This is a genomic window from Gordonibacter massiliensis (ex Traore et al. 2017) (genome assembly GCF_019731765.1).
GTDB classification, from domain to species: Bacteria; Actinomycetota; Coriobacteriia; order Coriobacteriales; family Eggerthellaceae; genus Gordonibacter; species Gordonibacter massiliensis.
On the sequence record NZ_JAASIO010000004.1, the window covers coordinates 17,550 to 38,040 of the forward strand.

Here is a 20,491-nt window from a genome sequence, read left to right on the forward strand (position 1 = left end):
GGATGACAATGGTTGGGGACGATGCGGGCAAGCGGTGGTTTACCAGCGGATCCCGTGCCCGCTGCGCTATACTAGGCTCGTCGCAAACCGACCGAGGAGCCGTCATGCTGGCGGTTGCGGGAGGCGCAGCGCATCAACCGATTTCAGGAGGTTCCATGTTCGGAGACAACCTCGATCGCATTGTGAAGGGCATCGAGAAGAACTACGAGGCCGACGAGATATTCTTCACGAAGCCCGGACGGCGGTTTCCCAGCCGCTCGGCCGTGAAGAGCGTTCTCAAGGACTTGCGCCGCGTGCTGTTTCCGGGCTACTTCGGCGAGGAGATGCTCACGCCGTCCACCAGTCCGGAGTACTTCATCGGAGAGACGCTCATCCAGATCGAGCGGGTGCTGCGCGAGCAGATCGTCCTCGCCCTGGCGTACACCTCCGACGATCGTGACGCCTCTGAGGCCGATCCGGCGCGCCACCTGTGCGGAGGCGATACGCCCGAGCACATCTGCGAGCGCGCTTCGGAAGTGTGCACGGTGTTCTTCGACGAGCTTCCCAGCATACAACGCGTGCTGCTCACCGACGTGCAGGCCCTGTACGACGGCGATCCGGCGGCCGGGTCGAAGGAGGAGGTCATCTTCTCGTACCCCGGCCTGTACGCCATCTACGTGTACCGCATCGCGCACGTGCTCTACCAGCAGAACGTGCCCATCATCCCGCGCATCATGACCGAGCTGGCGCACAGCGGCACGGGCATCGACATCGGCGCCGGCGCCCAGATCGGCGAGTACTTCTTCATCGACCACGGCACGGGCGTGGTCATCGGCGAGACCACCGTCATCGGCGACCACGTGAAGCTGTACCAGGGCGTCACGCTGGGCGCGCTGTCCACGCGCGGCGGGCAGCGGCTCGCCGGGGTGAGGCGCCATCCCACCATCGAAGACGACGTGACCATCTACTCCAACGCCTCGGTGCTGGGAGGGGAAACGGTGATCGGAGCCGGGTCGGTCATCGCCGGCTCCGCATTCGTCACCTCGTCGATCCCCCCTCATTCCCGCGTGTCGCTGAAGGCGCAGGAGATCACCGTGCGCCAGCCCGGCGAGCGGGACTAGATCCTTGGCGTCGGCAGGCGACAGGGGCGGGGCGGCAGAAGGAAAAGGCAAGGCGGAGAGGAAGACCTTATGACGCAGACAATCGACCCGGTGTTCTCGTCCGCGGTGCTCAGCGCCCCTGAGTTCACGCCGGACGACCTCGATTTCGACGCGCTTTCGCAGGCGATGGGCGGACTCAAGGGCGAGGTCGACAAGAATCCCCAGACGGCCGCCATCATCCTGGCGGGCGGCACGGGCGAGCGGTTCGGCAAGGAGGGTGGCAAGCAGCTGGTGGAGATAGCCGGCAAGCCCATCCTCACCTGGTCGGCCGAGGCGTTCGACGCCGTGGGCGACATCGGGCTCATCGTCATCGTGTGCCCCGAGGACCGTTGCGGCGAGTACCTCAAGCGCGCCGTCGACCCGTTCCCGTTCGTCACGCCCATCGTGGTGGCGCCCTCGGGCCCCAGCCGTCAGGAATCGGCGTTCTCGGGCCTCGAGTACGTGCCGGACGATTACGAGTACGTCATCCTGCACGACGGCGCCCGCCCGCTCATCAGCCCCGACCTCATCGCGCACACCATCGCCACGCTCAAGGGCAACATCGACTGCGACGGCGCCGTGGTGGCGCATCCGGCGGTGGACACCCTCAAGGTGGTGGAGAACGGCGTCATCGTGGGCACGCCCGACCGGCGCGTGTTCTGGAACGCGCAAACGCCGCAGGTGTTCCGCGCCGGCATCTACCGCCGCGCGCACGCCTCGGCGCTCTCTGACGGCTTCATGGGCACCGACGACTCCTCGCTCATCGAGCGTTTGGGCGGGCGCGTGCTCGTGGTGGAGGGCAAGCGCGACAACATCAAGCTCACCGTGCCCGAGGACTACCTCATGCTGGCCGCCGCCGTGCGCACGATGTACATGAAGGGGACGAAAGAATGAGCGCCGCCGACGCCGTCTCGAATGGAGCGTGCGAACCCGGACATGATGTCATCCTGAGCGGAGCGCCGCAGTCGGACGATGTCATCCTGAGCGGAGCGCGCAGCGCGGAGTCGAAGGATCCCGTGCGGAGCCAACCGGAAACCTCTCGGCCTGACGGCCGCACGGGATCCTTCGACTCCGCTCCCTCCGGTCGCTTCGCTCAGGATGACAACTCGCAGGCGTTCAATCCTGCCAACCTGCGCATCGGGCAGGGGTACGACGTGCATGCGTTCGCCGAGGGGCGCAAGCTCATCTTGGGCGGGGTGGACATCCCGCATACGCGCGGCCTTTTGGGGCATTCCGATGCCGACGTGCTGGCGCACGCCGTCGCCGACGCGCTGTTGGGGGGCATCCGCGGCGGGGACATCGGCAAGCTGTTTCCCGACACCGACCCCGCTTATCTGAACGCCGACTCGCTCAAGCTGCTGGCCGCCGTGGCCGACAAGGTGCGTGCGGAGGGCTACGCCATCCTCGACGTCGATTCCGTCATCGCCGCGCAGGCGCCGAAGCTCTCGCCGTACCGCGACGAGATGCGGGCGAACCTGGCCGCCGCCATGGGCGTTCCGACGGAGAACGTGGGCGTGAAGGCCACCACCACCGAGCACTTGGGCTTCGAAGGCCGCGAGGAGGGCATCTCCGCAACCGCCGTGTGCCTGTTGGTCCGCCGTTCAAGCTCCTAGCCGTCCCGAGCAGGCGTAAAGGCGCGCACCCTTTTGCCATCCCGGGCGCAGGGCGCGCGCCTTCCCTCCACCACTCCAAGCGCGGCGAACGCGCTTTCTGTCGTCCTGAGCGAGCCCAGCGCCCCTCTGTCATCCTGAGCGAGCGAAGCGAGTCGAAGGATCCCGTGCGGCGCCAGCCGTAACGCTTCCTGCTATCGCCGCACGGGATCCTTCGACTCCGCTCCCTGGGGTCGCTCGCTCAGGATGACATAAGGCGCATTCTCCCGCGCTTGGGATGGCGGAGGACTGACTTTGGCGGACAGGCGGGCTCCGTAACCTTCCTGTGCTACAATCTACGGTCGAAACGCTTCGTCGCGCGAACGCGGCGCAGGGGCTAGGCAGGATGCGAGGACGCCATGATCAGACTCTACAATACGAAAACGCGCGGCAAGGTGGACTTCGAGACGCGCGAGCGCGGCAAGGTGGGCATGTACGTATGCGGCCCCACCGTGTACAACTACATCCACATCGGCAACGCGCGCACGTTCATCTCGTTCGACGTGATCCGCCGCTACCTCATGTGGCGCGGCTTCGACGTGACGTTCGTGCAGAACGTCACCGACGTGGACGACAAGATCATCGGCAAGGCGAACGAGGAGGGCCGCAGCGCCGCCGAGGTGGCCGCCGAGTACACCGAGGCGTTCATCGAGGACATGCACGCGGCCGGCGTGCTCGACCCCGACATCCGCCCGAAGGCCACCGAGGAGATACCCTCCATGATCGAGCTCATCCAAGAGCTCGTCGACGGCGGGCACGCCTACGAGGTGGACGGCGACGTGTACTTCAGCGTGCGCTCGTTCCCCGCGTACGGCGAGCTGTCGGGGCGCAACATCGACGAGATGGAATGCGGCCACCGCGAGCTGCGGGCCGACGGCAAGGGCATCGAGGACCGCAAGCGCGACCCGCTCGACTTCGCCCTGTGGAAGGCCGCCAAGCCCGGCGAGCCCGCATGGGACTCGCCCTGGGGGCAGGGCCGCCCCGGCTGGCACATCGAGTGCTCGGCCATGTCGCGCAAGTACTTGGGGCTGCCCTTCGACATCCACGGCGGCGGCGGCGACTTGGTGTTCCCGCACCACGAGAACGAGCGCGCCCAGAGCGAGGCCGCCTGCGGCTGCACGTTCGCGAACTACTGGATGCACGGCGGCATGCTGCAGATCAACTCCGAGAAGATGAGCAAGTCGCTGGGCAACTTCAAGCTGCTGCGCGACGTGCTGAAGACCACCGACGCGGCCGTGCTGCGCTTCCTCATGCTGCAGACGCACTACCGCAGCCCGCTCGACTTCTCCGAGGATCGCCTGGCCGAGGCGGGCGCCGCGCTCGGACGCATCAAGAACGCCGTGAAGAACCTGGACTGGCTGCTGGAGAACGCCCAGGATATCCCCTCGCCGCTCGATCTGCGCGCGTTCATGGAGCGCACGCGCGCGGCCAAGATGGCGTTCATCCTGGCCATGGACGACGATTTCAACACGTGCAAGGCGCTGGGCGAGGTGTTCGACTTCATCGCCGACGTGAACGCCCAGACGGCGGGCAAGACGCTGTCGCTCGCCGACGTGCCGCCCGTGCGCGAAGCGCGCGATTTGGTGGTGGACTTGCTGGGCGTGCTCGGCGTCGACGTGGTCGCGGACGATGCGGCTGCGGAGGGCGAGGGCGAAGCGTACCCGCCGGAGGTCGTGGCGCTGGCCGCCGAGGTTGCCGGCTACGACGGGGCGTGCGCGTCCGAGGCCGTGGACGCCCTGCTGGCCGCCCGCACCGAGGCCCGCGCCGCCAAGGACTGGGCCCGCGCCGACGCCGTGCGCGACGGCCTCACCGGCCTGGGCTTCGTGATCGAGGACACTCCGCAGGGCGCCCGCGTCAGTTACGAGGGATGAAGGCTTTTCGAGTGGAAGCAGGCGGGGTTTGGCGCGTCCTGCCGGAGCGGACGGGGCTCGGCGCGTCCCGCGCACTCGCCGGCCACGTCATATTAATATAACTGTGAAGATCATGGACAAAAAGTCGAGATATGGCAACGAGTCGAGATGCGATTCTTTTCGCGATGGCAAGCCATCAGGCCTTTCCCGCGTGAGGTGCGGAAGGGTCTGCTCGAACGCGTCGCTTTTCTTACCATATCGGCCGTTTTTGTCCATGACGGTTCTTGACGGGTTGATTTTCCTCGGCGGATCGCCCTTCCGGTCCATTGCTTTCGAAGCGGGGCGATAGTCGATGTGCCGACGGTCTTCGTCCCAGCCCGAACTCCTCGCTCCTGCGGGCGGGCGGCCGCAGTTGGAGGCGGCGGTGCGCTACGGGGCGGACGCCGTGTACTTGGCGGCCGATCGGTTTGGCATGCGGCAGCGGGCCTCCAACTTCGCATTGGCGGACATTCCCGGCGCCGTCGCGTTCGCGCACGCGGCCGGGGTGCGGGTGTACGCGGCCCTCAACACGCTCATGGACGCCGACGACCTTGCGGCGCTCCCCGCGTATTTGGAGGCGCTTGCCGCCGCGGGCGTCGACGCGTTCATCGTGAGCGATTTGGGCGCGCTCTCGCTCGCCCGCCGGCACGCGCCCAGCGTGGCGCTGCACGTAAGCACGCAGGCCGGCGTGTGCAACGCCGAGGCGGCGCGCGTGTGGCACGATTTGGGAGCGAGCCGCGTGGTGTGCGCCCGCGAGATGAGCGTGGCCGATATCGCGCGCCTGCGTGCCGACGCGCCGCGCGAGCTGGAGATCGAGGCGTTCGTGCACGGCGCCATGTGCATGGCCGTGTCGGGCCGCTGCCTTTTGAGCGCGGCCATGGCGGACCGCTCGGGCAACAAGGGGCACTGCGCCCAGCCGTGCCGCTGGAGCTACGCGCTGGTGGAGGAGCAGCGTCCCGGCGAGTTCTATCCGATTGAGGAGGACGTGCGTGGCACGTACGTCATGAACGCCCGCGACCTGTGCATGGCGGAGCATCTGGACGACCTGGCCGCCGCCGGCGTGTCCTCGTTCAAGATCGAGGGGCGCAACAAGAAGGCGTTCTACGTGGCCACGGTGGTGCACGCGTACCGCCGCGCGCTCGACGGGGCCGAATCGGCCGAGGTCGTGGCCGAGCTCGCGTGCGCGTCGCACCGGCCGTACTCCACCGGCTTCTACTACGGTCGCGCCGATCAGTCGCCCGAGCGCGACGGCTACACCAGCACCTGCCTGCACGCCGCCGACGTGCGCGCCTGCGAGCCGACGGGGGAGGGCGCCTGGCGCGTCGAGGCCGTGTGCCGCAACCGCTTTTGCGAGGGCGACGAGTTGGAGGCGCTCGCGCCCGGCCGCGCCGCCTTCCACGTGCGGGTGCGCGATCTGGCGTGGCTGCCCGCGCCCGACGCGGGCGATCCGCATCCCGCGCCCGTTCCCGTCGCTGTGGCGAACCGCTCGGCCGAGGCGTACGCGTTCACCGTCGATGAGCCGCTCGAACCGGGCGACTACCTGCGCATAAGACGGGATGTTTCATAGGGGCGGCCAGCAGGCCGTCCTTATGAGGGGTGCCTTCCGTCAAAACTCCACTGCAACTCTGGCCCTGACCAACAAGGCGCTCTCGTCATCGTTGAGCGTTGTGCCTCTCATCTGCGCCGAAGCGATGAGCAGCTGCCACGCGCCCGTAACGGCTTCTCGTTGCGGCGCGCGCTACACTGGGCTGCACCAATCGAATCGAGGGCGTTGTCGCGCCCCCAGAGAAAGCGAGGTGCATCATGCCCAACCATGCCTATCATGCAACGGCCGCTCCGGGCGTCGTGCAGCGCGCCCGCAGCACGAAAGCCGGCCGCAAGCTGGAGCGCGGCGGCTACCTGACGGCCGAGACCGTGACCCTGTGGATCGTCTACGCGCTCATGATCCTGGGCAACGCCATCATCGAGGGCGGGCAGCTGGGCGGCGTGACGTCGGCCGACATCGCCTACGGCGTGTTCACCTGGTTCACGCCGGCGGGATACGTGTTCTCCATCTGGTCGGTCATCTACGTGGCGCTCATCTTCTGGCTCGTGGCGTACACGCGCAGCGCGCCGTCGCGGCCGCGCCGCTTCAGCACCGCATCGGTCCTGTTCATTGCTTCGAGCGCGCTCAACGTGCTGTGGCTGACTTTGTGGCACTTGGACGCGGTGGCGGTGTCGTTCATCGTCATCCTGGCCGAATGGGCCGTGCTGGCCGCCTTCTACCTGAACGTGCGCCGCACGGCGACCTCTGCTTCGGGCTGGGTGCCCATCTCCCTTTACACGGCATGGGTGACGGTTGCCACGCTGGCGAACATGGCCATCCTCATCACGCGCGCGCTGGACGGCGGCATCGCGTTCTTCAACGGGCTGTCGGCCATCGTGCTCACGGCCGGGGTGCTGGCGCTCGGCTACGTTATGCGCACGACGTACGATGACGTGGCGTTTCCGCTCGTGTTCCTGTGGGCCCTCATCGGCGTGGGCGTGCACGTGTCGGAGGTGTCGCTGTTCACGGCGTCGATCGTGTTCATCCTGACCATCGTGGGCGCCGTGCTCACGTTCGTGCCTACGGGGCGGTTGCGGGCGGCGGTGCGCCGGTAGGCGGTTCGCGGGACGCCCGAGCGGGCCTTTGAGGATAGCGCAGCGCCCGCCCGGGCCGCGGCCGTTTGCCGCGGCCCGGGCGCTTCCGTATAATGGCCCTCATGAGAAGCGTGTCCTATCTATACGAGATCGCCAAAGCCGCGGGCCGTCAACCCGTGTCGTTCGAGATATTCCCGCCGAAGGGCGACCTCACGCTCGAGGCGGCTCACGAGGTGGCGGCCCAGCTGGCCGACCTGGTGCCCGACTTCGTGAGCGTGACGTACTCGGCCGGCGGCAGCGGCAACAAGCAGGCCACGGCCGACGTGGCCGCCATGATCCATGACGACTTCGATATCCCCACGGTGGCGCACCTCACGTGCCTGGGGGCCACGGAGGAGTCCATCTCGCACGCCATCGACGATCTGAAGCGCAAGGGCATCGCGAGCGTGCTCGCCTTGCGCGGCGATAGCGTGCCGGGCGCGGCCCCGGCGGAGGACGCGCCGTTCCGCTTTGCGAAGGACTTGATCATGCGGCTGGCGGACGAGGGGTTCTGCGTGGGCGCGGCGGCGTATCCCGAAGGGCACATCGAATGCACGGATTTCAAGGCGTCCGTGGCGCACCTCAAGCAGAAGCAGGACGCGGGCGCGTGCTTCTTCGTCACACAGCTGTTTTTCGACAACGCGTACTACTACCGCTTCCGCGACGCGGCCGATGCGGCCGGCATCGACGTGCCCATCGCGTGCGGCGTCATGCCGTTTCTGGGGAAAGCGCAGATCCAGCGCATGGTGTTCATGTGCGGCGCCTCGCTGCCGTCGCCCATCATCAAGCTGCTCGCCAAATACGAGGACGACCCCGCATCGCTGCGCGCGGCGGGAATCGAGTACGCGTGCGCCCAGCTGGTGGACCTGCAGGAGAGGGGTGCGGACGGGCTGCACGTCTACACCATGAATCAGCCCGACATCGCTCGCGCGTGCACGTCGGCGCTGCGGGCCTCGTGGAGCTCGGCGGCATCGGGGGAGCGGACGGGGAAGGCGGCCGACCGCGCGGACGACGGCGCGGTCGTCGAATCGGCTGCGTGCGGCGCTGCGGCGGGGGAGCGGACGTCGAAGGCGGCCGATCCCTCGAAGGCGGATCGGTCGCCAAGAGGCGCATCGGCCGACGCTTGGGCATCCGGCGGACGCGCATGATGGACGCCGAAGGTTTGCGCGTCGACCGCGCCGAGGCCCTGCGCTACCTGGGCTACGAGGGCCAGGAGCTGGACGCCGACCTCGAACGGCGCTTCGACGAGGCCGTCGCCGCGTGCGAGCGCGACCTGCGAGCGCGCTGCGTCCACGCCGTGTTCCCCGTCGATGCCGCGCGCTCCGGCGCGGACCGCGTGGCGTTGGCCGGGTGCGAGCTCGTGCTGGAGGGACGCGATATCGCGCACCATCTGGACGGGGCGTGCGAGGTGGCGCTCATGGCCTGCACGCTGGGTGCCGAGAGCGAGCGCGCGCTGCGCCTGCGCGCGGCGACGAGTCCCACCGACGCCCTGCTGTACGACGCCGCCGCGTCGGCCCTCGTGGAGGCGGCCACCGACGCCGAGGAGGCGCGCATCGTCTCGGACGCCGCCGCGCGCGGCCTGCGCACGAACTTCCGCTTCAGCCCCGGTTTCGGCGACTTGCCGCTCGCCGTGCAGCCCGCGTTCCTCGCGGCGCTCGACGCGTCGCGCCGCATCGGGCTTTCCGTCACCTCCGCCAACCTGCTCGTGCCCGCGAAAAGCGTCACGGCCGTCGTGGGCCTGTTCGCAGGCGAGCCGCCCGTCGGCTCGGCGCGCTCGACGTGCGCCTCGTGCGGGCTGGCCGAAAGTTGTCCGCTCAGATCACAGGGAAGGACCTGCCATGGATGAGACTCTCGATTTCGCGAACGACGCTCCTGCGACCGGGCACGCTGGCGCCGCAGAGGGCTTGCCCGACCCGCTGGCCGGCCTGCGCATCGCCGATGCGCATCTCGAGCGCGTGCTGCGCGGGCAGGACTTCCTCGTGCAGGACGGGGCCATGGGCACGCTGCTGCAGGAGCGGGGCCTCACGGCGCACGGCGAGCTGCCCGACCTGCTGAACTTCAGCGACCCCGACGCCATCGCGGACATCCATGCCGGCTACGTGCGCGCGGGCGCCGAGATGATCACCACGAACACGTTCAGCGCCAACTCCCACAAGCTCGAGGGGCGCGCGAGCGTCGCCGACGTGTACCGTGCGGCGGCGGCCAACGCCCGCGCGGCCGGCGCCCGCTACGTGGCGGGCGGCCTGGGGCCCATCGGCGTGCTGCTGGAGCCGCTGGGCACGCTGTCGTTCGAGGACGCGTACGAGGTGTTCGCCGAGCAGGTGCGCGCGGTGGTCGACGCGGGGTGCGACATCGTGCTCATCGAGACCATGACCGACCTGCGCGAGGCCAAGGCGGCCGTGCTCGCGGCGAAGGACTGCTCCGACCTGCCCATCTTCGCCTCCATGACGTTCGGCGAGGACGGCCGCACGTTCCTCGGCACGCCGCCCGCCGTGGCCGCGGCCACGCTTTCGGCCCTGGGCGCGCACGTGGTGGGCGTGAACTGCTCGCTGGGGCCCGCCGAGCTGGAGCCGGTGACGCACGAGCTTTTGCGCTTCGCCCGCTGCCCCGTGGTCGTGCGCCCCAACGCCGGTCTGCCGCACATCGTGGACGGCCGCACCCGTTACGACGTGGAGCCGGCGGAGTTCGCCGCCGTCATGGCGCGCATCGTGGACGCGGGCGCGAGCGTGGTGGGCGGCTGCTGCGGTACGACGCCTGCGTTCACCCGGGAGCTGGCCGCGCTCGTGGCGGGCCGCACTCCGGCGCCGCGCGAGCCCGTGCGCGCGTTCACGGTGACGAGCGCGCAGGAGGCGGTGGTGCTGGAAGAAGGCACGGCCGACGTGGCGGTGATCGGCGAGCGCATCAACCCCACGGGCAAGCCGAAGCTGAAGGCGGCGCTCGTCGCCGGCGACTACGACTACCTGGTGGGCGAGGCCGTGGCCCAGCAGGAAGCCGGCGCGCGCGTTCTCGACGTGAACGTGGGGCTGCCGGAGCTGGACGAGCCCGTCGTGCTCGCGGCCGCGGTGGAGCGTCTGCAGGCCACGGTGACGCTGCCGCTGCAGGTCGATTCCAGCGACCCGGCCGCCGTCGAGGCGGCCGTGCGCGGCTATGCCGGCAAGCCGCTCGTGAACTCCGTGAACGGCAAGCGCGAGAACCTGGATGCCGTGCTGCCCATCGTGAAAAGGTACGGCTGCGCGGTGGTGGGCCTCACGCTCGACGAGGACGGCATCCCGCCCACGGCGGAGGGCCGGCTGGCCGTGGCCGAGCGCATCGTGGCGGCTGCGGAGGCTCACGGCATCCCCCGCGCCGACGTTGCCATCGACTGCCTGGTCATGGCGGCGGCCACGAACCAGGATGAGGCGCGCGAGATCCTGCGCGCCGTGAGCCTGGTGAAGGAGCGCCTGGGCGTGCGCACGGTGCTGGGCGTGTCGAACGTGAGCTTCGGCCTGCCCCAGCGCGGCCTCATGAACGCGACGTTTCTGGCGGCCGCGCTCGGGGCGGGGCTCGACCTGCCCATCTTGAACCCGCTCTCCGGCCGCTATCGCGACACCCTGGCCGCCTGGCAGGTGCTGAACGGCAGCGACCGCGGGGCCGCCGCATACGTCGAGCGGTATGCGGATGCGCTCGACCCGTACGCGGCGCGCGCGGGCGTGGCCGGGAGCGCTCAAGCTGGCGCCGCGGGGGATCCTTCGACTCCGGCGCTGCGCGCCTGCGCTCAGGATGACAAAGGGGCCGCACTGCCCGCCTGCGCTCAGGATGACAGCAAGACCGTGTCGCTCGCTCCCGCCACCGCCGGCGATTCCGTGGCTACGGCCCCCGCAGGAGCCGCCCCCGCGGACGCCATTCCCATCCCGCCCGCGCTCGCCGACGTCGCCGACGAGGTGCGCGCCATGGAGCGCCTCATCCTCTCGGGCCGCAAAGGCCCCATGGTCGCCGCGACCGAGCGTTTGCTCGAGGGCCACGACGCGCTCGCCGTGATCGACGGCGTGTTCATCCCCGCGCTCGACGTCGTGGGTGCCCGTTTCGAGCGCGGCGCGTTCTTCCTGCCCCAGCTCATGGCGTCGGCCGAGGCCGTCAAGGCCGGCTTCGACGTGGTGCGCGCGAGCATGGGGGAGGGTGCCGCCGCCGACGACGGCAAGGCCATCGTGCTGGCCACCGTGCAGGGCGACATACACGACATCGGCAAGAACATCGTGAAGATGCTCTTGGAGAACTACGGCTACCGCGTGGTCGACCTCGGCCGCGACGTGGCACCGGAACGGGTGGTGGACGCGGTGCGGGAACAGGGTGTGCGCCTGGTGGGCCTCTCGGCGCTCATGACCACTACGGTGAAGGCCATGGAGCGCACCATCGAGCTTCTGCACGAGCAGGTGCCCGGCGTGGCCGTGTTCGTGGGCGGAGCCGTGCTCACGGCCGACTACGCGCGCGAGATCGGCGCGGACTACTACGGCAAGGACGCCGCCGAGGCCGCGCGCATCGCGGAGCGGTTCTTCGCCGCGCACCCGGCAATCTGAAACCGAATCGGAAACCGGGCGCTTTTGCAGGTGCAACCTGCGGAAGTTCTTGCTATGATGTGTGCCAAGGCTTATTCCCGAGGAAAGGGGTCCGCTATGGGAGTCAAATCAGCGGAGGCGCTCGACGTGTCATTCGACGAGCTGCCGAACTACCTGCACGCCAATCATTCGGTGTACATGGAAGTCGGCGGCGCAACGTACTACCTTACCGACGTGAACGACCGCTACTGGCGCGCGCAGGACACGGCCCAGTTCAACGACAAGGGCCACTACGTGGACGCAAGCGAGCTGGTGCCCACGTTGAGCGAGTTCATGGGGCTTCCCTTCATGGACGGCAAGTCGATCGAGGACGTGTTCGAAGAAGCCATCTTCTACGCCTCGGAGAAAACCGAATAACGAAATACCGGACGGCCGCGCAAGCGGCCGTCCTCCGTTTCCACCGAGCTTTTCGACAAGGTTCGCCGACCGTCCTTGCGGTTCGTCGCGGCCTGCGACGGGCCTTCGCTACGCCGGGCGGATCACCAGCTCTTGGATGAGGCTGTCGTCCAGGCTGCACGCGCCGTCGTTGCAGTTCTCGATCTGCGCGAGGGCGTGGATGATGGTGCCGTTGTAGTCGGCGTAGAAGTTCACGGTGCGCTCGTTCGTCACGCGCGGGTCGCGCATGGCGTAGCCCCCGAACGTGAACTTGTTGTGGAAGAACATCTCGATGGCGTTGCGACCGAACAGAAACGAGTTCTCGCGCTTCACGACCGACGGGCAGTAGTCGAAGAACCGGCATTCCTCGGTGAAGCACGCCGCAAGCGCCTTGTGGTCCTTGTTCTGCATCGCGGTGACGAAATCGTTGATGACCATGGGGCGCCTCCTAGTATACTTTCTCGGAATTGAGCAGGGCGTCGGTGCCGCCGTCCACGAACAGCACCACGCCGTTCAGGCCGCTGGCTTCGGGGGAGGCGACGAACGCCATGGCGTTCGCGATTTCCTCGGGATCCATGAGCGGTTCCTCGCCGAAGTGGGTGGGCACGGGGATGGCCTCCATGGCGGCGCGCTGCTCGGGCAGCATGTTGGACGTCATGGCCGTGCGCACGTTGCCGGGCGCGATGGCGTTCAGACGCACGCCGCGCGAACCCCAGTCGGGGCTCATGCGCCGCACCCAGCGGGCGAGCGCGTACTTCGTCGACGCGTAGTACACGTGCCCCACGGCGGGGTCCACGTCCTTCACCAGCTCGACGATGCGGTCCTCGTCGGCTTGGTTGTTCAACATGCCGGCCACGTCCATGCGGGCCGCGCCCTGGGCGATGGAGTTCGACGACGTGACCACGCAGCTGCCGCCCTTCTTCTCCAACAGGTCGAACACGCCGCGCGCCATCTCGGTGGCGCCGAAGTAGTTGAGCGAGATGATGAGCGAGATGGGCACCTTGCCGCCCGACACGCCCGCGTTGCAGATCATGGCGTCGATGCCCTCGGGGTAGCGCTCGTGCAGCTCGGCCAGGGCTCCGGCGCGGCCCTCCTTCGTGGCGAGGTTGGCTTCGATGTCGCCGTCCTTGAGGTCGATGTTGACCACCTCGTGGCCGCGTTCGCGCAGGATCTCGGCCGTCTTCGCGCCGATGCCGCTCGACGCGCCGGTGATGACGTAAATGCCCATGCGTCCTTCCTTCCGTGCAGGTTGCCGGCCCGGTTCCGCAGCCGACAGGCTTATTGATACACGTTATTATTACCAGTTAAATCATAGCATGAGCAGCCTTTGCTGCGTGCGCGGTAAGGTCAGCGGTGGGGGAACCGTCATGCGCGGCGGGACGGTTTCGGCAAGCGGTCGGGCTTTCTTTCCCCGCCTTGAGGAATCCTTGAGAATCGCCTTCTATCGTGGGAGGGGAGACGGAAGGCGAGCGAAAGGAAAACGCATGAGCTACCTGCTCGAAACGAGAAACCTTGTCAAGCGCTTCGGACGCGGCGCGGGCGCGCAGGCCGCGGTCGATCACGTGTCGCTGCGCGTGCCCGAAGGCGCGGTGTACGGTCTGCTCGGCCCTAACGGGGCCGGCAAGTCCACCATGCTCAAGATGGTGGCGGGGATGCTGCGGCCGACGGAGGGGGACATCCTGTTCGCGGGCCGCCCGTGGCGGCGCGACGATTTGTACCGCATCGGCTCGCTCATCGAGAACCCGCCGCTCTACCCCAACCTCACTGCGCGCGAGAACCTGCGCGTGCGCACGACGTTGCTGGGCATCCCCGAGGCCCGCATCGACCAGGTGCTCGAAACGGTCGACCTGACGGGAACCGGAAAGAAGCGCGCCGGGCAGTTCTCCTTGGGCATGAAGCAGCGCCTGGGCATCGCGCTGGCGCTGCTGGACAGCCCGCGCCTGCTCATTCTGGACGAGCCGGCCAACGGGCTCGATCCCATCGGCATCGAAGAGCTGCGCGGGCTCATTCGCTCGCTGCCCGGCCAGGGCATCACGGTGATCGTGTCGAGCCATATCTTGGCGGAGGTGTCGCACACGGCCGACCACGTGGGCATCATCGTCGAAGGCCGGCTGGCCCACGAGGGTCCGCTGTGCGCCGGCACCGACCTCGAGCGGCTGTTCATGGACGTGTGCCGCGACGTGGCTCGCCAGCGTCGAGGCGCGGCGACGGAAGGGGTGCTGCGATGACGGCGGAACTCGTGCAGGGCGCCGCCGCATGCGGCGGCGAGCAGCGGAAGGCGGGCTTCGCCTCCGCGTTCAAGGCGGAGGCTTTGAAGGGCCGCCATGCCGCGCCTCGCAAGATCGCGCTCATCGCCCCGCTGCCGTTCTGCCTCATGGGCATGCTGGCCGGGGGCGTAGGCGGCGGAGGCGCGATCGGCGCGTTCTCGACGTACGGTTGGAACTACTGGTACGCGCTCATGATGCCCATCGCCCTTGCGCTCGTCACCGCGTCCGTAGCCAACATCGACGCGCGCCAGAAGCTGCGGCCGGTGCTCGGCCTGCCCCTGCCTCCTGCGGAAACCTGGTGGGCGAAGGTCGCCTACGCGCTCGCCCTCGCCCTCGGCGCGAACCTGGTCGTGCTGGCCGCGAGCGTCGTCACGGGGCTGCTGGGCGGTGCCGTGCCCTCGGCCGCGGCGGGCTTGGCCACGTCGGTGCTGCTCGTGGCGGCGAGCGCCTGGATGGTGCCGGCGGGCCTCGCGCTCACCGTCCGGTTCGGCACGCTGGCGGGCATCGCGGTGCCCGCCGTGATCCAGCTGGGAGCGGGCGTGGCCCTGTGGACGAGCTCCGCATGGTTCCTCTTCCCGCCGGCCACGACGCTCTGCGCGGTGGCGCCGCTGGTGGGCGTGGCGCCTTCGGGCGTGCCGCTCGAGGCGGGGGACCCGTTGGGGGCTCTCGGTTGGGAGGCGGCCTTGGGGCTCGCCATCGCCGTCGCCCTGTTCGGCGCGCTCAGCGTGCTCGGCGCGCGGTGGTTCGCGAAGAGGGAGGCACGGTGATGGCGAAGATGACGTTCGTTCGGGCGCTGCGCTCGGAGGCTGTGCGCCTGCGCCGTTCGCCCCTCGTTGCGATGCACCTGGTGCTCGCGGTCGCCCTGGGCGGATGTGCGGGGCTGTACTTCTCGGGCGCTGCGTGGGACAGCCTGCTGGGAGCCGACGCGTTCTTCCAGCTGCTGGGGGCCGGCGCGCCTCTGATCGTGGGGATATCCTGCGGACTCGCGGTGGACGTTGAGCGCGAGGCGGGCGACGGGGCCAACCTGCTGGGGGTGCCCTCGCGCCGCAGGGCGCTCGCGGCCAAGGGCACGGTGCTGCTGGCGCTGGGTTTCGCGGCGGCGCTGGTCGCGACGTTGCTGTTCGTCGCGCTGCTCGCGGTTGCGGGCCGGGAGGTTCCGCCCCTTGCCGCCTGCGTCGTCGCGGCGGCGGGCGTCGCGGCGGGGAGCGTGGTTCTGTACGCGGTGTCGCTTTGGATCGCGCTGCGGTTCGGCCGCAACGCCTCCATCGGCGTGGGCGCGCTCGGGTTGGTCGTGGCTCTGGCTTCGATGGGCGGGTTGGCGAACGGGCTGGTCACCGGGTCGCTCAGCGGGGCCTTCGGCCTTGATGCCGCCGTCTTCGTGCCGTTCGCGTGGCCTTCGCGCTTGGCGTCGCTGGCGGTGGAGGCGGCCGTTGCCGTGCCGCTCGGGTTCGGGCCGCAGGCGGTCGCGGCGCTCGCGGGGTCGCTCGCGCGCATCGGCGCGGTGTGCGCCGTCGCCACGGCTGTCTTGGTTGCGGTGCTGTTGGCGCGTGCGAACCGCTTCGAGGACAAGCGCCGCGCGGCGGAATGACGGACGAAGGGTACAATAGGGGCGTCGCGTGAGCGAAAACAGACTTGACCTTCGAGAAGGGAGAAGCGCCATGGCGCGTCTGCTGATCGTCGACGACGAGCGGGCCATCGTCGACACGCTGGTCCGCGTGCTCGAGCGCGACGGACACACGGTTGCGGGCATGACCGATGCCGCGCGCGTGCTCGATGTGGACCTTTCCCGCTTCGATCTCATCGTCACCGACGTGATGATGCCCGGCATGGACGGGTTCGAGCTCGTGCGGCGCATCCGCGAGCGGGCGGACTGCCCCATCCTGTTCCTCACGGCCAAGACCGAGGAGGGCGACGCCGTGATGGGCTTGGGCCTGGGTGCGGACGACTACATCCGCAAGCCCTGCGGGGCGGCGGAGCTGCGCGCGAAGGTGACGGCCCACCTGCGGCGCGAAGGGCGCGAGCGCCACAGCTCGCTCGAATTCGGGCGGGTGCGCATCGACCTGACGGCGAAACGGGCCGAGGTGGACGGCGCTCCCGTGCGCCTCACGCCCACCGAGTACGCCCTCTGCGAGCACCTGGCGCGCCGCCGCGGCCAGGTGTTCTCCAAAGAAGCGCTGCTGGAGGAGGCGTCGGGTTGGGACTCGACGGCCAGTGCGGAGACCATAACCGCCCATGTGAGCAGCATACGCTCCAAGTTCAAAGCGCACGGGGTCAACCCCATCGGCACCGTGTGGGGCATGGGGTACCGATGGGAGCTATGAGCCGGGTGCGCGCGACCTCCGAAGACGGCGGCGGGAGCCCGTCCGCGAAGGAGGACTCCTCGCGCGCGGGCTTCCCGGGCGGGGCGGTGCGCAAGGGCGGCCTGCCGCTGGCGCTCGTCATCGCACGCTACTTCGCCTACGCGTTCGCGTCGGTGGGGCTGCTGGCCGTGGTGGTGTTCGCGCTGTTCTCGGTGCTCGCGGGCAGCGGCGCCGTTTACCTTGCCAGTTATGCCGACGAGAACGTCGCGGGTGCGGTGGAGGCGCTGGAGTCGGGCGAGCTGGAGCCCGCGGACCTTCCCTCGTGCTATCGCTGGGCCGTGTTCGACGGCGCGGGCGCGGTGCTGGCCGCCGATATGGACGAAGCGAACCGGGACGAGGCCTGGGCGGCGGTGCGCGAGGGCTCGTCCGTCGTGGGGTCGTCCGGCTTGCTGGGCGACGTCCGCAAGCAGGCGACGGCCGTGCTGCCGAGCGGCGACGTGTGCGCGCTCCAGTTCGACTACGTTCCCGACTTCACGTCCAAGGCGCTGCGCGACGCGCTGCCCGACCCGCAAGCGTTGCTTTTGGGCCTGTTCGCGGGCATGTTCGTGGTTGCGATGGCGCTCATCGCCACGCGTGCGGCGCGGGTGATCTCGGCCAAGATGCGCCCGCTGACCGAGGCCGCCGCCCATATAGAGCGGCAGGATCTGGACTTCGCCGTGGATTCCACGAACGTTCGCGAGATGAACGAGGTGCTCGCGGCCATGGAGCGCATGCGCGGCGCGCTGGAGGAGTCCCTGCACGCGCGCTGGGCCGCCGACGAGGCGCGCAGGAGGCAGGTGGCCGCGCTGGCCCACGACCTGAAGACGCCGTTGGCCATCGCCCGCTGGAACGCCGACCTTCTGTCCGAGGGCCCGCTCGACGCCGACCAGGAGGCGTGCGCCAGGGAGCTGTCCGACGGCATCGCGCGTATGGACGACTACGTGAGGCTGCTGGTGGAGGCGTCCCAGACGGGCGCGGCGGGTGCCGCCATGGCCGATGTGGACGTTGCGGAGCTGGCTGCGGAAGTTGAGCGGCAGGCGCGTCAACTGTGCGAGGCGCGCGGGCTGGCGCTCGACTTCTCGTGCCCGCTCGACGGAACGCTGCGGGTCGATCGCGTGCAGCTGGCGCGCGCGGTGGCGAACCTGGTGGACAACGCCGCCGAGCATGCGCCGATGGGGACGCGGGTTGCCGTGCGCTTCTCGGAGGTCGGCGGCGCGGTGCGCATCGCGGTGGAGGACGAGGGGCCCGGCTTCTCGGCGGGTGCTCTCGAGCACGGCAAGGAGCGCTTCTACACCGGCTCGACGGACCGCAACGCGGCGAGCGGCCACTTCGGGCTGGGCCTCTCCATCGTGGACGACGTGGCCGCCGCGCACGGCGGCACCTTCGAGCTGTCGAACGGGGAAGCGGGCGGCGCGCGCTGCGTTATCGAGGTGCCTCGCAAGCATTTGCCGTCCTGAGCGGGAGCGGCGAAGACCCGCTCCATTCCGTTCAGGATGACGAGGGGGCCTTCGGCCTGCGTTCGAGGCGATACGCCGCTGGAACGCGCTCGAGCAGCGCGGCGGCCACCGTGCCCGTGAGGAAGCCGGTGACCAGGCCCACCACGAGCAGCACCGGCAGGTACAGGGCGATCTGGGGCGTGGCGGTTAGGGCCACGGCCACGCCCACCTGGCCGACGTTGTGCGCCACCGCAGCCGCCATGGAGCAGAGCCTTGCCCGGTCGGTCGAGGCAAGGCGGACGAACGCAATGGTGACGACCAGTGCAAGACCGCCTCCCACCAGGCTGAACGGCAGTGTGGAAAGCTGGCCGGTGAGAAACGCGGCCAAGATCGCGCGCACGAGGAAAACCGCGGCGGCGCAGGCGGGCCCCAGCCAGTACGCCGCAACCACCGTCACCACGTTGGCGATGCCCAGTTTCATGCCGGGCACCGGCATGGGCAGCGGCAGCAGCGACTCGAGGGCGGCGAGCGCGAGCGCCAGCGCGGCCAAGAGCGCGCAGCGGCACACCCGCTCGGTGGAGCCGCGCGCCCCGCTATCGCGCAAGGGCGTCGATGCCATCGGCGTCACCCCCTTCGCGCTCGACGACGATGGTGAGCCCATGGGGCACGCAGGCGATGGGCCTGCCCGGGGCGTCGATCCAGCCCGCGTTCACGCACACCTCGTCGGGGCAGTCGGCTTCGACCACGCGGATGCGTCCCGGCTCGACCGCCACCACGTTCGCGCCGCTCTCGTCCTCGAACCGCATCGTGTACGGCTCGTCCACGGCGGAGAGGTCGATGGTTTCCAGGACGGTGCCGTTGCGGGCGATGGTCGCCACGGCGTGCGCTCCGTCCGGCGCGGCACCCGCCGCCTGCGCGACGGCGAACAGCACGAGCGCCGTCGCGGCCACGGCGACCGCGAACAGGATCTCGACCCGCCGCCCGCGATCTCGTCTCGCGGCGGTTTCCGAAGCGGCCGCGGCCGCGTGCGGCCTCATCGCCGCACCTCCGTCACCCGGTCGGCGAAGTCCGCGCTCGGCGAGAATGCGGAGGCTATTCCCTCCGTCACCAGCACGTTGCCGCCTTCACCCACGAACACGGCCTCGAACGAGCCGCTTCCGCCCTCTGTCTGCGCGCGCCAAACGTCGAGCGCGCGGTCCGAGCCCATCACGAAGAGCGCCGTCGAAAGCGCGTCGCAGCGGGCGCCGCACGTGCCCACCACCGTCACGGAGGCGAGGTCGGATTCGGCGGGGTAGCCGGTGGCGGGGTCTATCAGGTGATGGCGCTTCACCCCGTTGCCGTCGACGAAGAAGCGTTGGTAGGTGCCCGAGGTCGAGGCCGTGGCATCGACCAGCTCGAGCGTGCCCGCCAGCCGGTCGGGCGCTGCGGGGTCCGCGACGCCCACCCTCCACGCCGAGCCGTCCGGCTTCGTTCCCAGCGCCGTCACGTTGCCGCCCAGGTCGAGCAGCGCCGACGCCACGTCGCGCTTGGCCAAGAGCGCCCGCAGCTCGTCGGCTGCGAAGCCCTTCGCCACGCCGCCCACGTCCACCTGGGCGTTGTCTTCGAGCACGACGGTGCCGGCGGACGCGTCCGCGCGCAGGCGCTCGAAGCCCACGCGGGGCAGCAGCGCCGCCAACTCGTCGTCGGACGGCACGCGATGGTTGCCGTCGGTGAAGCCCCAGGCGCTTGTCAGGGGGTAGATCGTGGGGTCGAACGCGCCGCCTGTCTCCTGCGCCACGGAGCAAGCCGCCTCGAAGAGGGGCTGGAGGTCGTCGGATACGAAGGTGACGGTGCCGCCCGCGTTGTTCAGGAGGGCGATCTGGCTCTCGTCGCCGTTTGCGGCAAGCAGCCTGTCGAGCTGTTCCACGCGGTCTTCGCACGCCTCGGCCGCGTCGTCTGCCGCCTGCTGGTTGGAAGCGTGGACGGTCAGGGTCATGCCGGTGGCCATGGACGTGAACGAACGGGTCGACGTCGCGGAGGTCGAGGAGGCCGCGCTGCCGGCTCCGTCCGCGCATCCGGCGCACGCGAGAACGAGCAGGGCCGCCGCGCACGCGAGCGCGGCGGCCCGCCATCTTGTAGGCGCTTTGCCGGTTTTGCAGGGCAAGGGCTCTGCCCTTGTCACCCGACCG

Annotated in this window: 20 protein-coding genes; 15 read left to right on the forward strand and 5 right to left on the reverse strand. The window is 69.5% G+C overall.

All coding sequences use genetic code 11. The annotated features are described in order from the left end of the window. Positions 1 to 155 precede the first annotated feature (155 nt). The 10 genes from HCH03_RS06135 to HCH03_RS06185 all read left to right on the forward strand — a co-directional run bounded on the left by HCH03_RS06135 (position 156) and on the right by HCH03_RS06185 (position 12,263). Positions 156 to 1,100: a serine O-acetyltransferase gene (locus HCH03_RS06135; RefSeq protein ID WP_185905836.1), complete on the forward strand. Its 945-nt coding sequence runs from the start codon at positions 156 to 158 to the stop codon at positions 1,098 to 1,100. A 69-nt stretch (positions 1,101 to 1,169) separates the two neighbouring features. Then, a complete protein-coding gene (gene ispD / locus HCH03_RS06140) occupies positions 1,170 to 2,012 on the forward strand; it encodes a 2-C-methyl-D-erythritol 4-phosphate cytidylyltransferase (protein ID WP_080143584.1) in 843 nt (280 codons plus the stop codon). A gap of 236 nt (positions 2,013 to 2,248) precedes the next feature. Next, positions 2,249 to 2,731, forward strand: a complete 483-nt coding sequence (gene ispF / locus HCH03_RS06145) for a 2-C-methyl-D-erythritol 2,4-cyclodiphosphate synthase (protein WP_221688980.1) — start codon at positions 2,249 to 2,251, stop codon at positions 2,729 to 2,731. 395 nt (positions 2,732 to 3,126) lie between these two features. Continuing rightward, positions 3,127 to 4,638, forward strand: a complete 1,512-nt coding sequence (gene cysS / locus HCH03_RS06150) for a cysteine--tRNA ligase (RefSeq protein ID WP_221688774.1) — start codon at positions 3,127 to 3,129, stop codon at positions 4,636 to 4,638. A 331-nt stretch (positions 4,639 to 4,969) separates the two neighbouring features. After that, on the forward strand, positions 4,970 to 6,223 hold the full coding sequence (locus HCH03_RS06155) for a peptidase U32 family protein (RefSeq protein WP_221688775.1): 1,254 nt from the start codon (positions 4,970 to 4,972) through the stop codon (positions 6,221 to 6,223). Positions 6,224 to 6,459: 236 nt separating this feature from the next. Continuing rightward, positions 6,460 to 7,296, forward strand: coding sequence for a tryptophan-rich sensory protein (locus HCH03_RS06160; RefSeq protein WP_221688776.1), 837 nt, complete (start codon positions 6,460 to 6,462; stop codon positions 7,294 to 7,296). A gap of 101 nt (positions 7,297 to 7,397) precedes the next feature. Next, a complete protein-coding gene (locus HCH03_RS06165; protein ID WP_221688777.1) occupies positions 7,398 to 8,462 on the forward strand; it encodes a methylenetetrahydrofolate reductase in 1,065 nt (354 codons plus the stop codon). Continuing rightward, complete coding sequence (locus tag HCH03_RS06170) at positions 8,459 to 9,160, forward strand: vitamin B12 dependent methionine synthase (protein WP_221688778.1); 702 nt, start codon at positions 8,459 to 8,461, stop codon at positions 9,158 to 9,160. The genes HCH03_RS06165 and HCH03_RS06170 overlap by 4 nt, the downstream gene beginning before the upstream one ends. Continuing rightward, positions 9,153 to 11,867, forward strand: coding sequence for a homocysteine S-methyltransferase family protein (locus HCH03_RS06175; RefSeq protein ID WP_246599786.1), 2,715 nt, complete (start codon positions 9,153 to 9,155; stop codon positions 11,865 to 11,867). The genes HCH03_RS06170 and HCH03_RS06175 overlap by 8 nt, the downstream gene beginning before the upstream one ends. Positions 11,868 to 11,963: 96 nt before the next feature. Beyond that, on the forward strand, positions 11,964 to 12,263 hold the full coding sequence (locus HCH03_RS06185; RefSeq protein WP_221688779.1) for a CDP-alcohol phosphatidyltransferase: 300 nt from the start codon (positions 11,964 to 11,966) through the stop codon (positions 12,261 to 12,263). A 108-nt stretch (positions 12,264 to 12,371) separates the two neighbouring features. Here the strand turns inward: HCH03_RS06185 and HCH03_RS06190 are convergent, their stop codons facing one another. Both HCH03_RS06190 and HCH03_RS06195 read right to left on the reverse strand, forming a co-directional pair. Beyond that, positions 12,372 to 12,719 (reverse strand): hypothetical protein, encoded by a 348-nt coding sequence (locus HCH03_RS06190; RefSeq protein WP_185905829.1) that lies wholly within the window; start codon positions 12,717 to 12,719, stop codon positions 12,372 to 12,374. A gap of 10 nt (positions 12,720 to 12,729) precedes the next feature. Further along, complete coding sequence (locus HCH03_RS06195; protein WP_080143575.1) at positions 12,730 to 13,509, reverse strand: SDR family oxidoreductase; 780 nt, start codon at positions 13,507 to 13,509, stop codon at positions 12,730 to 12,732. 256 nt (positions 13,510 to 13,765) lie between these two features. On the opposite strand from HCH03_RS06195, the gene HCH03_RS06200 reads away from it, so the two are divergent. The 5 genes from HCH03_RS06200 (at position 13,766) to HCH03_RS06220 (ending at position 18,344) form a co-directional block, all read left to right on the forward strand. Next, positions 13,766 to 14,509 (forward strand): lantibiotic protection ABC transporter ATP-binding protein, encoded by a 744-nt coding sequence (locus HCH03_RS06200; protein WP_221688780.1) that lies wholly within the window; start codon positions 13,766 to 13,768, stop codon positions 14,507 to 14,509. Then, positions 14,506 to 15,315 (forward strand): hypothetical protein, encoded by an 810-nt coding sequence (locus HCH03_RS06205; RefSeq protein WP_221688781.1) that lies wholly within the window; start codon positions 14,506 to 14,508, stop codon positions 15,313 to 15,315. The genes HCH03_RS06200 and HCH03_RS06205 overlap by 4 nt, the downstream gene beginning before the upstream one ends. After that, a complete protein-coding gene (locus tag HCH03_RS06210) occupies positions 15,315 to 16,136 on the forward strand; it encodes an ABC transporter permease (RefSeq protein WP_221688782.1) in 822 nt (273 codons plus the stop codon). Before HCH03_RS06205 ends, HCH03_RS06210 begins: the two co-directional genes overlap by 1 nt. A 70-nt stretch (positions 16,137 to 16,206) precedes the next feature. Continuing rightward, the gene (locus HCH03_RS06215) at positions 16,207 to 16,869 is read left to right on the forward strand and encodes a response regulator transcription factor (protein WP_185905825.1); all 663 of its coding nucleotides are present in this window, start codon (positions 16,207 to 16,209) and stop codon (positions 16,867 to 16,869) included. Next, entirely contained in the window at positions 16,857 to 18,344 is a 1,488-nt protein-coding gene (locus HCH03_RS06220; protein ID WP_221688783.1) for a HAMP domain-containing sensor histidine kinase, read from the forward strand. The genes HCH03_RS06215 and HCH03_RS06220 overlap by 13 nt, the downstream gene beginning before the upstream one ends. 31 nt (positions 18,345 to 18,375) lie before the next feature. Here the strand turns inward: HCH03_RS06220 and HCH03_RS06225 are convergent, their stop codons facing one another. The 3 genes from HCH03_RS06225 to HCH03_RS06235 are packed head-to-tail and all read right to left on the reverse strand — an operon-like array spanning position 18,376 to position 20,466. Continuing rightward, complete coding sequence (locus HCH03_RS06225) at positions 18,376 to 18,942, reverse strand: Gx transporter family protein (protein WP_221688784.1); 567 nt, start codon at positions 18,940 to 18,942, stop codon at positions 18,376 to 18,378. Further along, positions 18,917 to 19,360, reverse strand: a complete 444-nt coding sequence (locus tag HCH03_RS06230; RefSeq protein ID WP_221688785.1) for a NusG domain II-containing protein — start codon at positions 19,358 to 19,360, stop codon at positions 18,917 to 18,919. Before HCH03_RS06230 ends, HCH03_RS06225 begins: the two co-directional genes overlap by 26 nt. Further along, a complete protein-coding gene (locus HCH03_RS06235; RefSeq protein ID WP_246599787.1) occupies positions 19,357 to 20,466 on the reverse strand; it encodes an FAD:protein FMN transferase in 1,110 nt (369 codons plus the stop codon). The genes HCH03_RS06230 and HCH03_RS06235 overlap by 4 nt, the downstream gene beginning before the upstream one ends. Positions 20,467 to 20,491 lie beyond the last annotated feature (25 nt).

Excerpts from the sequence above, each read along its gene's own strand:
- HCH03_RS06200 (WP_221688780.1), top strand. The coding sequence starts at position 13,766 with ATGAGCTACCTGCTCGAAACGAGAAACCTTGTCAAGCGCTTCGGACGC.
- HCH03_RS06165 (WP_221688777.1), top strand. The coding sequence starts at position 7,398 with ATGAGAAGCGTGTCCTATCTATACGAGATCGCCAAAGCCGCGGGCCGT.
- HCH03_RS06210 (WP_221688782.1), top strand. The coding sequence starts at position 15,315 with ATGGCGAAGATGACGTTCGTTCGGGCGCTGCGCTCGGAGGCTGTGCGC.
- HCH03_RS06215 (WP_185905825.1), top strand. The coding sequence starts at position 16,207 with ATGGCGCGTCTGCTGATCGTCGACGACGAGCGGGCCATCGTCGACACG.
- HCH03_RS06175 (WP_246599786.1), top strand. The coding sequence starts at position 9,153 with ATGGATGAGACTCTCGATTTCGCGAACGACGCTCCTGCGACCGGGCAC.
- HCH03_RS06155 (WP_221688775.1), top strand. The coding sequence starts at position 4,970 with ATGTGCCGACGGTCTTCGTCCCAGCCCGAACTCCTCGCTCCTGCGGGC.
- cysS (WP_221688774.1), top strand. The coding sequence starts at position 3,127 with ATGATCAGACTCTACAATACGAAAACGCGCGGCAAGGTGGACTTCGAG.
- HCH03_RS06230 (WP_221688785.1), bottom strand. The coding sequence starts at position 19,360 with ATGAGGCCGCACGCGGCCGCGGCCGCTTCGGAAACCGCCGCGAGACGA.
- HCH03_RS06135 (WP_185905836.1), top strand. The coding sequence starts at position 156 with ATGTTCGGAGACAACCTCGATCGCATTGTGAAGGGCATCGAGAAGAAC.
- HCH03_RS06195 (WP_080143575.1), bottom strand. The coding sequence starts at position 13,509 with ATGGGCATTTACGTCATCACCGGCGCGTCGAGCGGCATCGGCGCGAAG.
- HCH03_RS06220 (WP_221688783.1), top strand. The coding sequence starts at position 16,857 with ATGGGAGCTATGAGCCGGGTGCGCGCGACCTCCGAAGACGGCGGCGGG.
- HCH03_RS06160 (WP_221688776.1), top strand. The coding sequence starts at position 6,460 with ATGCCCAACCATGCCTATCATGCAACGGCCGCTCCGGGCGTCGTGCAG.
- HCH03_RS06185 (WP_221688779.1), top strand. The coding sequence starts at position 11,964 with ATGGGAGTCAAATCAGCGGAGGCGCTCGACGTGTCATTCGACGAGCTG.
- ispD (WP_080143584.1), top strand. The coding sequence starts at position 1,170 with ATGACGCAGACAATCGACCCGGTGTTCTCGTCCGCGGTGCTCAGCGCC.
- HCH03_RS06225 (WP_221688784.1), bottom strand. The coding sequence starts at position 18,942 with ATGGCATCGACGCCCTTGCGCGATAGCGGGGCGCGCGGCTCCACCGAG.
- HCH03_RS06170 (WP_221688778.1), top strand. The coding sequence starts at position 8,459 with ATGATGGACGCCGAAGGTTTGCGCGTCGACCGCGCCGAGGCCCTGCGC.
- HCH03_RS06205 (WP_221688781.1), top strand. The coding sequence starts at position 14,506 with ATGACGGCGGAACTCGTGCAGGGCGCCGCCGCATGCGGCGGCGAGCAG.
- HCH03_RS06190 (WP_185905829.1), bottom strand. The coding sequence starts at position 12,719 with ATGGTCATCAACGATTTCGTCACCGCGATGCAGAACAAGGACCACAAG.